Consider the following 11,084-nt stretch of genomic DNA (forward strand, 5'->3'; position numbering starts at 1 on the left):
TGGGGCGTGAACCGGAGCGACCGCGGTGCGGACGAGGCCGCGGGCCGCGGGGCCGGGGTCCGCGCCGACGGCCGGGCCCGGCACCGGACCGCCGTCGGGCGGCGCGCCACCGCCCGGGCCCGCCGGGCCGTCGGACGGGCCCGCCGGGAAGCCGCTCGGCGTCGGGGCGGCACCGGCTCGGTCTGCTGCTCCGCGGTCGGCCCGGTCCGCATCGCGCGGCCTGCTGCCGGAGCCTGCCGGGCGGCCGCCCGGGCCCGTCGGGCTTGCCGGTTCGCTGTCCGGAGCCGTCGGACCGTCCGGGCTTCCTGTCCTGCTCGCCGTCCTGCTGTCTGTGCCTGCCGGACCTGCCGGGCCTGCCGTCCTGCTGTCTGTGCCTACCGGACCTGCCGGGCCTGCCGTCCTGCCGTCCGCGCCGTCCAGGCCGTCGGCCCGGTGCGGTGCGCTCCCGAGCGGTGCGGGAGTCATCGCAGTCCGGCCCGGTCGAGGAGGGCGGCGACGGCGGCGGTCTGGGCGGCGTCGTACGCGGCCATCGGGGTGCTCATCGCGTTGGTGGTGATGATGCCGCGCAGCATCAGGGCGGTCTTGAAGGCGCCCAGGCCCGCGGCGGTGCCGGAGGTGTCCCGCGCGACGGTGACGATCTCGAACAGGCGGGCCAGGCGGTCCTGCTCGGCCGCGGCGGCGGCCCAGTCGCCCGCGGCGGCGTGGTCGGCGAGGCGGCGGTAGCCGTGCGGGTCGACGTTGCCGAGGCCGGGGACGACGCCGTCGGCGCCGCCGAGCAGGGCGCCGTCGACCACCACCTCGTGACCGGTGAGGACCGCGAAGTCGGGCAACTCCCGTGCGCCCAGGCACAGGTAGCGGAAGGCGACGTCGTCGCCGGAGGAGTCCTTGACCCCGGCCAGCACCCCGTCCGCGGCCAGTCGCAGCAGCATGCCGGTGTCCAGCTTGGTGTGCACGCACACCGGGATGTCGTAGGCGAACAGCGGGAGTTCGGCGGCCGCGGCGATCTCGCGGAAGTGCCGCTCGATCTCCACGGGGTGGGTGCGGGTGTAGAAGGGCGCGGTGGCGACCACCGCGTCCGCGCCCGACTCCCGTGCGATCGTGGCTCGTTCGACGACCCGGTTGGTGGTGGTCTCGATGCATCCGGCGATCACCGGCACCTGGCCGGCGTTCGCACCGATCACGACCTCCAGGGCGCGGGTGCGCTGGGCCTCGGTGAGGTAGGCGGTCTCGCTGGAGCTGCCGAGCGCGAACAGGCCGTCCACGCCGCCCTCCAGCAGGAAGCCGACCAGGCGTTCCAGCGAGGGGGCGTCGATCTCGCCGTCGGCGGTCAGCGGGGTGACGACGGGCGGGACGACACCGGCGAAGGCGGGGCGGCGGGCGGTCATGACGTGCTCCTGGGCAGAAGGATCTCGGGGTGGACGCAGTGCCAGCGCCGCGCGTCGTCGCCGTCGGCGGCGGGGAACGCGGTGGCGCAGGCGTCGTCGGCCTTCCAGCAGCGGGTGCGGAACGGGCAGCCGGAGGGCGGGTTGGTGGCGGAGGGGACGGGCCCGTGCAGGACGATCCGCGCGGTGTCCTCCAGCAGGCTGGGGGTGGCGGAGAGCAGGGCCCGGGTGTACGGGTGGGCGGGCGCGGTGGTGACCTGTTCGGCGCGGCCCTCCTCGACCACCCGGCCGAGGTAGAGCACGGCCAGCCGGTCGGCCAGGTAGCGCACGGTCTGGATGTCGTGCGAGATGAACACCATGCCCAGGCCCAGGCGTTCGCGCAGGTCGACCAGCAGGTTGAGGACCTGGGCGCGCACCGAGACGTCCAGTGCGCTGGTCGGCTCGTCGGCGACCACGATCTCCGGTTCCAGCGCCAGCGCCCGTGCGATGGCGACGCGTTGGCGCTGTCCGCCGGAGAGCTGGCCGGGCAGGTTGCGCACCACGTGGCCGGGCAGGCCGACCAGGTCGAGCAACTCCTCGACGCGGGCCTCGCGTTCGGCGGGGGTGCCGCGTCGGTGGACGTCCAGCGGGTCGCGCAGGATCCGGCCGATCGGCAGCCGCGGGTTGAGCGCGGTGGAGGCGTCCTGGAACACCATGCCGACGCTGGAGCCGAACTCGCGGCGGCGCCGGTCGCCGGGCAGCGCCCACAGGTCCTCGCCCCGGAAGGAGACGGTGCCCTCGGTGGGCCGCTGCAGTCCGGTCAACACCCGGGCCAGGGTGGACTTCCCGCAGCCGGACTCGCCCACCAGGCCGAGGATCTCGCCCTTGCCGACCGTGAGGTCGGTGTCGGTCAGGGCGTGCACCGCGTCCCGCTTGAACAGCCCGCCGCTACGGGCCCGGTGGCGGACGTGCACACCCTCCAGGCTGAGTACCGGAGTGGTCATCGCAGGCTCCCTTCGAGCCGGGCGGCCGCCGGGTGGTGGCAGGCGAAGGCGTGGCCGGTGGCGCGGTCGACGGCCTGCGGCGGGGTGGTGCGGCACAGTTCGGTGGCGGCGGCGCAGCGGGTGGCGAACCGGCAGCCGGAGTTGAAGCGCTGCGGGGCGGGCACCACGCCGCGGATCTGGTGCAGGCGTGCGGAACCGGCCTCCAGCGAGACCACCGAGCCGAGCAGGCCGCGGGTGTAGTGGTGTGCCGGGTCGGTCAACAGGGCGTCGGTGTCGCCGAGTTCGGCGAGCTGACCGGCGTACATGACGGCCACCCGGTGGGCCAGGTCGCCGACCAGGGCGAGGTCGTGGGAGACCAGCACCATGGCGAAGCCGAGCTCCTCGCGCAGCCGGACCAGCAGTTCGACGACCTGGGCCTGCACGGTGACGTCCAGCGCGGTGGTCGGCTCGTCGGCGATCAGCAGCTTCGGGTCGCGGGAGAGCGCCATGGCGATCAGGACGCGCTGGCGCTGGCCGCCGGACAGCTCGTGCGGGTAGGAGCGCAGGGTGCGGGCGGGGGAGAGGCCGACCAGTTCGAGCAGTTCGGCGGGGGTCCTGGTCCCGCCGCGCGAGGTGAGCTGGCGCAGCTGCCTGCCGACCAGCACGGACGGGTTGAGCGAGGAGAGCGCGTCCTGGTAGACCATGGCGATCTCGGGGCCGGCCAGGGCGCGGCGTGCTCCGGCGTCCAGGGTGAGCAGGTCCTGCCCGCGGTACTCGATCCGGCCGGAGACCTCGGCGTTGCGGGCCAGCAGGCCCGTCACGGCCAGCGAGGTGATCGACTTGCCGCAGCCCGACTCGCCGACCAGGCCCAGGGTCTCGCCCTGCCGGACGGTGAAGGACAGGCCGTCGACGACGGCGACCTCGCCGTACCGGTCGGGGAAGCGGATCGACAGGTCGCGCACCGCGAGCAGGACGGGCGCGTCCGCCGGGACGGGCGTCACCGGGGCGGGCCGCGCGGCGATCCGCTCGGCGAGCACCTCCAGCGCGGCCGGAACCCGCTCGTCCTCGGGCGTCACCGCTGTGGCGGCGGGCTCCGGAGCACGGTCCGCGGCGTTCTCCCGGCCGCTGTCCGCGGCGGGCTCCGAACCGCCCTCCGCAGCAGGGGACTCGGCGGCGGAGGAGGGCGCGGCGGTGGCGTCGGTCAGGCCCTCGGCGAGCACGTTCAGCGCCAGCACGGTGACCAGGATCGCCAGGCCGGGGAAGAGCGTCGCCCACCAGCCGCCGGCCAGCAGGATCTGCTGCCCGTACGCCAGCACGTTGCCCCAGCTCGGATTGGGCTGCTGCACGCCCGCGCCCAGGAAGGACAGGCTGGCCTCGAAGATGATCGCCTCGGCGACCAGCACGGTGGCGAACACCGCGACGGGTGCGGCGCAGTTGACGGCGACGTGCCGCAGCACGATCCAGCCGCGCCGGGCGCCGATCACCTGCTCGGCGGCCACGTAGTCCTCGCCGTACTGCGACTGGACGTTGGCGCGCACCACCCGGGTCAGCATCGGCACGTACACGAAGGCGATGGTGCACACCAGGATCGGCACGCTGGTGCCGAAGATGGTCACCAGCACGGCGGCCAGCGCGATCGGCGGGAAGGCCATCACCACGTCGAGGGTGCGCATCACGCCCTCGTCCCCGGCCTTGCGGGAGGTCGCGGCGAACGCGCCCAGCACGCTGCCGAGCAGCAGCGCGACCAGGGTCGCGCCGAGGCCGATCACCAGCGAGTAGCGGGCGCCGCCGACCACCCGGGCGAACACGTCGCGCCCGGCCCGGTCTGTGCCGAACCAGTGCGCGCCGCTGGGGGGTTGGACCGGCAGACCGGTGGTCAGCGGGTCCTGGGTGAACAGCGGCCCGAGGACGGCCGCGAACAGCACCACCAGCAGCACGCCGAGCGCGATCCGGGAGGCGAGCGGCAGCCGCCGGAAGGCGATGCCGGGGCGGGCCAGCGAGCGCAGGAGTCCGATACGCATGATCACACCGTCCTGACACGGGGGTTGACGAGCAGGACGAGCAGGTCCACGAGGACGTTCACGGCCAGGAAGACCACCGCGATGGTCAGCACCGTGCCCTGCACCAGGGCCACGTCGCCGCCGGTGACGCCCTCCAGGATCAGCTTGCCCATGCCGGGGAGGTCGAAGATGGTCTCGATCACCACGGCGCCGGACAGCAGGTAGCCGACCCGCAGCCCCAGCACCGTCAGCGGGGTCACCAGCGCGTTGCGCAGCACGCCGCGGATCACCACGGCCCGCGGCAGGCCGTTGCCGGTGGCGGTGCGCACGTAGTCGCGGTCGAGTTCGGCGACCATCGAGGTGCGCACCAGCCGGGCCAGCCCGGCCGCCACCGGGACCGCCAGCGAGACCGCGGGCAGGATCATCGTCCGCAGCCAACCGCCCACCGAGTCGGCCGGGTTGACGTACCCGCCGGTCGGCAGGATCGAGCGGTTCAGGGCGAGTTCCTGGATCAGCACGATGCCGAGCCAGAACGACGGGACCGCGACGCCGGAGATCGACAGCACCCGGGTCAGCTGGTCGGGCCAGCGGTCGCGGTACAGCGCGCCGGTGATGCCGAGCACGAGGGCGAGCACGATCGCGATCGCCAGCCCCAGCAGGGTCAGTTGGAGGGTCAGCGGGAACGCGGTGGCGATCCGGTCCGCGACCGGCGCGCTGGGCGGCACGGTCAGCCCGAGGTCGCCGTGCAGCAGGTCGCCGAGGAAGCGGACGTAGCGCACCGGCAGCGGGTCGTCGAGGCCGTTGGCGGCGGCGAACGCCTGCCGGGCCTGCTCCGAGGCGCCGTCGCCGAGGGCGTTGTACGCCGGGTCGGCGGGCGAGAACTGCAGCACCACGAAGACCAGCAGGGTCACGCCGAGGACCATCACCGGCAGCATCGCGAGCCGCCGCAGCGCGAGCCGGAGGAATACGAGCATGAGGAGTCCTAGGGAGGAGGGGAGACGCCGGGGACCGGCCCGGTGCGGCGGGCCCGGCCCCCGGCGCCGGTCGAGCGGGCGCGGGCGCCCGTCGAGCGAGCGCGGGCGCCTACGCCGCGGAGACGCCGAGGAAGGACAGGCCGGTGGTGGGCAGCGGCTTGAAGCCGGCCAGCTTCCCGCCGTTCCACGCGGTGGGCAGCTTGCGGTGCACCACCGGGTACAGCACCGCCTGCTCGGCGATCAGGTCGATGGTCCGGTTCCACAGCGCCGAGCGGGCCGCTGGGTCGGCCGTCCGCGCGGCCTGGTCGAGCAGGTCGCGGACCTGCCGGTCCTCCGGCGAGCCGTCCCAGCGGAAGCGCTTGGTGGTCCACACGCCCGCGCCGTAGAACCAGCGCAGCAGCAGGTCGACGTCGTTGCCGAACACCGACGGGTCGCCGGGCGCCGCCATCACGCCGAAGTCGCCCGCGTCCACCTTCTTGTACTGGCCGGAGGAGTCGCCGATGTCCAGCGTGGTCCGCACGCCGATCGCGTCCCAGCTCTCCTTGATCAGCGGCGCGATGTCGTTCACCCACCCGGTGTTGGTGGTCAGCAGCGTCACCGACAGCCCGCTCGCCCCGGCCTCCGTCAGCAGCGCCTTCGCCTTCTCCGGATCGTGCCCGTAGACGGTGGCCGCCCGGTGGTAGTCGGGGTGGCTGGGCTGCAGGTAGCTGGTGGAGGCGGTGCCGTTGCCGTACATCGCGGTGGCGACGATCTTGTCCACGTCCAGCGCGTAGTGCAGGGCCTGCCGCACCCGCTTGTCGTCGAACGGCTTGCGGGCGAAGTTGAACATCAGGAACAGGTTGCCGAAGCTCTCCACCGACTCGGTGGTGGCCTTGCCCTTCAGCCCGGCCACGTCCACGTACGGCACGTCCTCGATCGCCCGCACCCGGCCCGACACCAGCGAGGAGACCCGCGCGGTCGGGTCCGAGGTCAGCCGCCACACCATGGAGGCGGCCCTGGCCGGGCGCGGGCCGTTGTAGGCGTCGTGCCGCCGGAAGACGATCTTGTCCTGCCGGGTCGCCTCGACCACCTGGTACGGGCCCGAGCCGGTCGGCTTGGCGTCGAACGCCTTCTGGTCGGCCTCGACGACCTTCTTCGGGACGACCTTGACCACCGAGATCCGGGTCGCGAACAGCGGGAAGGCGTACTTCAGCCTGAACTCCACGGTGCTCGCGTCCACCGCCGTGACCTGCTCCAGGAACGGCAGGAACTGCACGATCAGCGAGGAGTTGGCCGGGTCCAGGACGCGGGTGAAGGAGAACACCACGTCCTCGGCGGTGACCGGCGAACCGTCGTGGAAGGTCGCGCCGGAGCGCAGCTGCGCCCGCCAGGTGGTGTCGTCGACCTGCTGCGGCATCGCGGTGGCCAGCGCCGGGTACGGCTCGCGGGTGGCCGGGTCGAGGTCGACCAGGCCCTCGAAGACGTGCAGGTTGGCGGCGACCGGGGTGGCGCCCGAGGAGGTCATCGGGTCGAAGCCGGTGGACAGGGCGTACGAGATGCCGGCCTCGATGGTGCCGTCGCTGCCGCCCTTGGCGCCGCCGTCGGAGGCGGAGCCCGCGGCCGTGGACGACGGGCCGCCGCAGGCGGCGACCGAACCGGCGATCGCGGTGGCGGTGGTGAGGGCGCCGACCAGGCGCAGGAAGCCGCGGCGGTCGACTTCCTTGGACGTCCGTTCCAGCACGGGAGCTCCTTGTGGGGGAAGGCGGAGTGAGGGGGTGTCACCTCGGGGTCCGGCAGGGGCCGCGAGGGGGGTGCCGGGTCGGAAGCCCGGGCGGTGCGGTGCAGAAGGAGGACAGCTCCTCTGTCATCAGACATCTGATGTCTGAGCTGTTAGGGTGTGAACGTAGCCGCCGCCACAGGGGAGGGTCAAGGGATGACGACCGCCGCAGGTTCACGATTCGGCAACGGCGCGCAGGGGCGGGCCGACCCGCCGACCTGGGCGTTCCGTCCCGGGCCCGGCCCGGCGAGGCCCTCGGTGGTCGACCGGATCAAGGGCTACATCCTGCAGAGCCGGCTCAAGCCGGGCGACGCGCTGCCCAGCGAGAACGAGCTCTGCGAGCTGCTCGGCGCCGGGCGCTCCACCGTCCGCGAGGCGATCAAGGTGCTGGACGCGCTCGACATCGTCGAGGTCCGGCACGGGCACGGCACCTTCGTCGGCCGGCTCGGCCTCTCCGCCCTGGTGGAGAGCCTCAGCTTCCGCGGACTGCTCAGCCCCGACGACGACTTCCGGGTGCTCGCCGACCTGGTCGACGTCCGCGAGCTGTTCGAACGTGCCATGGCGGGGCGGATCATCGACGCCCTGCTGCCCGTCCACCTGGAGCAACTCGCCGAGCTGGTCGGCGAGATGGAGGACCGGCTGCGGAGCGGGCGGGACATCGTGGCGGCCGACCGCAGCTTCCACGCGCTGCTGCTGCAACCCCTGGCCAACGAGCTGGTCGCCCAGCTCTCCTCGGCCTGCTGGGAGGTGCACGCCGTGGTCGCCCCGCACCTGAACATCGTCACCGCGCAGGACGAGGCCGACACCGTCGAGGCGCACCGCGCCATGGTCGAGGCGCTGCGGACCGGTGACGCCCGCCGGTTCACCGAGGCCGTCCGGCGGCACTACGTCCCGGTCCGCCGCCGGATCGCCGCCGCCCGTGCGGAGGCCGCCGCCCGGGTCCGAGTCCGGCCGTCAGGTCGACAGACGTCTGATGTCTGACCTACGATCCGGGTGCTCCCAGCTCCTCCTGCCTCCGGAGACACCCGTGCCGCTCACCGACCTCACCCTCGACGAGTGCCTCGCCTACCGCCCCCAACTCCCCGAACCCGCCGACCTGGACGCCTTCTGGCAGCGCACCCTCGCCGAAGCCGGCCCGGCCGTCGAGCGCCCCGCGCTCACCCCCGCCCCCAACGGCCTCGCCCTGGTCGACAGCTACGACCTCACCGTCCCCGGCTTCGGCGGCCACCCCGTCCACGGCCGGCTGCACCTCCCCGCCGAGGCGAGCGGCCCGCTCGGCTGCGTGGTCGAGTACCTCGGCTACGGCCGCGGCGCCGGGCTCCCGCACGAGAACCTCACCTACGCCTGCGCCGGCTACGCCCACCTGATCATGGACACCCGCGGCCAGGGCTGGTCCGCCGCCCCCGGTCGCACCGACGACCCGGCCGCCCAACCCGCGGGCGCCGTCCCCGGGTTCCTCACCCGCGGCCTCGACCGTCCCGACGACTACTACTACCGCCGGGTCTACACCGACGCCGTCCGCTTCCTGGCCGCCGCCCGCACCCTCCCGCAGGTCGACCCCGACCGGATCGCCGTCACCGGCACCAGCCAGGGCGGCGGCATCTCCCTCGCGGCGGCCGCGCTCACGGACGCCCCCCTCGCCGGGGTCCTGCCCGACGTCCCCTTCCTCTGCGACTTCCCGCGCGGCGTGCGCACCGCCGCCCGACCCCCGTACACCGAGATCGCCGAGTACCTGCGCCTGCACCGCGACCGCACCACCCGCACCTTCGCCACCCTCGCCTACTTCGACGCGGCCCTGCTCGCCACCCGCATCCAGGCCCCCGCCCTGTTCTCCATCGCCATGATGGACCCGATCTGCCCGCCCTCCGGCTGCTTCGCCGCCTACCACGCCCATCCCGGCGAGAAGGCGCTGCGTGTCTACGAGTTCAACGGCCACGAGGGCGGCGGCGAGGTCCACCTGGCCGCCAAGCTCGCCTGGCTGCGCGGGCGCATCGGCTGACCCGAGGTCACTCCTCGGGGTCGCGCAGCTGCTCGGCCGCCTCCCGGTACGCCTCGGTGGCGCGGGCGAAGTAGTCGAAGAGCACCGCCCGCTGCTCGGGCGGGTAGCTGCCGAGCAGCTCTCCGAGCCGCCGCCTGGCCGGGGCCAGCACCCGGTCCAACTCCGCGGGCCTGCCCACGGGTTCGACGATCACCTTGCGGCGGTCGTCCGGCGACGGGACGCGGCGCACGTAGCCCGCGGCTTCGAGCCGGTCGACCAGCCGGGTGGTGGGCCCGGTGGTCAGCCCGGTCCGGGCGCCCAGCTCGCCCGGGGTCATCGGCCCCCCCAGGTCGAGCACGTTCAGCGCGTACAGGTCGGTGGCGCCGAGGCCGCACGCCTTGGCACCGGCGTGGCCGTGCAGCAGGACGGCGCTGAGGTAGCGGCGGTAGGTCGCACTCTCCTGCGACGGGTCGGCGTGCGGCTGCGGCTGCGCCTGCGACTGTGCGTGCGTTGACACGGGCTCCCTCACTCCCTAATCTCTTCTCTAAAGAAGAGGAATCCTCGAGGAAGGAAAATCCTGGAGGAAGCTTCTTCGTTGTCGAAGCTACCACGAGGGGGAGTCATGCACACCGACCGCACCGAGGACACCGCCGCCGTCCGCGCCCTGCTGGAGCGCAGCGCCACCGCCTGGGCGTCCGGCGACGGCGCCGCCTACGGCGCCTGCTTCACCGCCGACGCCACCGACCTCACCTACGTCGGCACCCTCTACCGGGGCGGCGCCGAGATCGGGCGGGCCCACCAGGCCCTGTTCGACAGCTTCCTGAAGGGCACCCGCCTCGACCTCGACCTGGTCGACCTGCGCTTCTACGGTCCCGACACCGCCGTCGCCGTCACCCGCGGCGACGTCCGCAAGCAGGGTGCCCGGCCCGGCCGCCTCGGCAAGCTCGCCACCTACACCCTGGTTCGCACCGACGGCGCGTGGCTGATCGCCGCCGTCCAGAAGACCCGCCACCGCCCCCTGCTGGAGTCCTTCTCCTTCCGCGCCCAGCCCGCCACCCGCCCCGCCGCGGCCTGACCGCAGGGCACCCGGCGCGCGAACGCCCGCTCCCCGGCGGCCCGTTCGGCCGGGGCCGCCCCGCTCCGGTCCGCGACCGGGTCCGCCTGACCTCCCGCGCCGCCGCGGTCCCGCCGCGCGAGCGCCTTCAGGCGCCGGACGTGCGCCGTCGCTGCCAGTGGGCCCGGTGGAAGATCGGGTCGGCGGCGACCACGCACAGGGCGTGCATCGGGTCGTCGGTGCGCTCCGGGTCGAAGAAGCCCGCCCAGTCGTCCCGGTGGCTCTCGCCGCGGCGGTGGACCTCGCGGTCGGTGGCGACGGCCTCCCCGGCGGCGGTCAGCGAGTCGCCCATCCAGAACAGGAGTTCGGGGTGGGCCAGGACGAAGGACGCCCCGGCGTGTTCGGCGAAGCGGGCCGGGTGGCGGTCGGCCAGGCGGCGGACGTCGTCCGGCCGGTCGGCGGGGCGCGGCGCCGGGGCGGTCACCGTCAGGGGGGTGCCGTCGCGGCGCAGGACGCGGCGCAGGACGGGCCAGTCGGACGGGCGCAGGCCGGTGTCCTCGCGGGCCACCAGCAGGGCGGTCCTCCGGGCGTCCACCGGGCCGGGGCCCGGCGGGGCCGGGACGTGCAGCGCGCTGTGCGGGCTGGTCGCGGCGAGCCGGAACAGGGCGCCCAGGCGCAGCAGGTCGGCGCGGCTCGCGTACAGGAACGCCACGGTGGGGTCGGGCGGGTGGAAGGAGGTGCCGCGGAGCATCGGCCCGGTGTCCAGCAGCCGGCCGAGGTGCGCCCCGGAACCGGTGGCCACCGGCCGGCCGGTCACCCGCAGCCGCATCCGCCCGCCCCCGCTGCTGTCGACCACCCGCCGAGTACAGCACGCACCCCGCCGAGCGGCCACCGGTTTTGGAGACGGACGCGACGGGGCCGGAACGCGACGGGCCGGGGTGCGACGGGGCCGGAACGCGACGGGGCCCGGGTCGCCTC

10 protein-coding genes are annotated in these 11,084 nt (G+C 74.4%); 3 read left to right on the plus strand and 7 right to left on the minus strand.

Annotation, left to right across the window (positions count from 1 at the left end):
* Window positions 1-461 precede the first annotated feature (461 nt).
* From QSK52_RS15590 to QSK52_RS15610, 5 genes are all read right to left on the minus strand, one after another.
* Window positions 462-1,385 (minus strand): dihydrodipicolinate synthase family protein, encoded by a 924-nt coding sequence (locus QSK52_RS15590; protein WP_285736646.1) that lies wholly within the window; start codon window positions 1,383-1,385, stop codon window positions 462-464.
* The gene (locus tag QSK52_RS15595) at window positions 1,382-2,365 is read right to left on the minus strand and encodes an oligopeptide/dipeptide ABC transporter ATP-binding protein (RefSeq protein ID WP_285736647.1); all 984 of its coding nucleotides are present in this window, start codon (window positions 2,363-2,365) and stop codon (window positions 1,382-1,384) included. Before QSK52_RS15595 ends, QSK52_RS15590 begins: the two co-directional genes overlap by 4 nt.
* On the minus strand, window positions 2,362-4,365 hold the full coding sequence (locus QSK52_RS15600; protein WP_285736648.1) for a dipeptide/oligopeptide/nickel ABC transporter permease/ATP-binding protein: 2,004 nt from the start codon (window positions 4,363-4,365) through the stop codon (window positions 2,362-2,364). Before QSK52_RS15600 ends, QSK52_RS15595 begins: the two co-directional genes overlap by 4 nt.
* Before the next feature lie 2 nt (window positions 4,366-4,367).
* Window positions 4,368-5,318 (minus strand): ABC transporter permease, encoded by a 951-nt coding sequence (locus QSK52_RS15605; protein WP_285736649.1) that lies wholly within the window; start codon window positions 5,316-5,318, stop codon window positions 4,368-4,370.
* A gap of 109 nt (window positions 5,319-5,427) precedes the next feature.
* Complete coding sequence (locus tag QSK52_RS15610) at window positions 5,428-7,038, minus strand: ABC transporter substrate-binding protein (protein ID WP_285736650.1); 1,611 nt, start codon at window positions 7,036-7,038, stop codon at window positions 5,428-5,430.
* A 192-nt stretch (window positions 7,039-7,230) separates the two neighbouring features.
* Between QSK52_RS15610 and QSK52_RS15615 the strand changes: the two genes are divergently transcribed.
* Together QSK52_RS15615 and QSK52_RS15620 are read left to right on the plus strand one after the other, a co-directional pair.
* Window positions 7,231-8,055, plus strand: coding sequence for a FadR/GntR family transcriptional regulator (locus QSK52_RS15615; RefSeq protein WP_285736651.1), 825 nt, complete (start codon window positions 7,231-7,233; stop codon window positions 8,053-8,055).
* Between the two features lie 46 nt (window positions 8,056-8,101).
* Window positions 8,102-9,073, plus strand: a complete 972-nt coding sequence (locus tag QSK52_RS15620; protein WP_285736652.1) for an acetylxylan esterase — start codon at window positions 8,102-8,104, stop codon at window positions 9,071-9,073.
* A gap of 7 nt (window positions 9,074-9,080) precedes the next feature.
* Here QSK52_RS15620 and QSK52_RS15625 read toward each other — a convergent pair whose 3' ends face one another.
* Window positions 9,081-9,569 (minus strand): MarR family winged helix-turn-helix transcriptional regulator, encoded by a 489-nt coding sequence (locus QSK52_RS15625; protein WP_285736653.1) that lies wholly within the window; start codon window positions 9,567-9,569, stop codon window positions 9,081-9,083.
* A 105-nt stretch (window positions 9,570-9,674) separates the two neighbouring features.
* On the opposite strand from QSK52_RS15625, the gene QSK52_RS15630 reads away from it, so the two are divergent.
* On the plus strand, window positions 9,675-10,127 hold the full coding sequence (locus QSK52_RS15630; protein ID WP_285736654.1) for an SgcJ/EcaC family oxidoreductase: 453 nt from the start codon (window positions 9,675-9,677) through the stop codon (window positions 10,125-10,127).
* A 127-nt stretch (window positions 10,128-10,254) separates the two neighbouring features.
* On the opposite strand, the gene QSK52_RS15635 is transcribed toward QSK52_RS15630, so the two are convergent.
* The gene (locus tag QSK52_RS15635; protein WP_285736655.1) at window positions 10,255-10,962 is read right to left on the minus strand and encodes a hypothetical protein; all 708 of its coding nucleotides are present in this window, start codon (window positions 10,960-10,962) and stop codon (window positions 10,255-10,257) included.
* Window positions 10,963-11,084: the final 122 nt, after the last annotated feature.

Source organism: Kitasatospora phosalacinea, assembly GCF_030268885.1.
In the GTDB taxonomy this organism is placed as follows: domain Bacteria; phylum Actinomycetota; class Actinomycetes; order Streptomycetales; family Streptomycetaceae; genus Kitasatospora; species Kitasatospora phosalacinea_C.

What these genes read in the sequence shown, in the direction of transcription:
- QSK52_RS15630 (WP_285736654.1), top strand. Translation starts at nt 9,675, where the DNA reads ATGCACACCGACCGCACCGAGGACACCGCCGCCGTCCGCGCCCTGCTG.
- QSK52_RS15590 (WP_285736646.1), bottom strand. Translation starts at nt 1,385, where the DNA reads ATGACCGCCCGCCGCCCCGCCTTCGCCGGTGTCGTCCCGCCCGTCGTC.
- QSK52_RS15600 (WP_285736648.1), bottom strand. Translation starts at nt 4,365, where the DNA reads ATGCGTATCGGACTCCTGCGCTCGCTGGCCCGCCCCGGCATCGCCTTC.
- QSK52_RS15605 (WP_285736649.1), bottom strand. Translation starts at nt 5,318, where the DNA reads ATGCTCGTATTCCTCCGGCTCGCGCTGCGGCGGCTCGCGATGCTGCCG.
- QSK52_RS15595 (WP_285736647.1), bottom strand. Translation starts at nt 2,365, where the DNA reads ATGACCACTCCGGTACTCAGCCTGGAGGGTGTGCACGTCCGCCACCGG.
- QSK52_RS15615 (WP_285736651.1), top strand. Translation starts at nt 7,231, where the DNA reads ATGACGACCGCCGCAGGTTCACGATTCGGCAACGGCGCGCAGGGGCGG.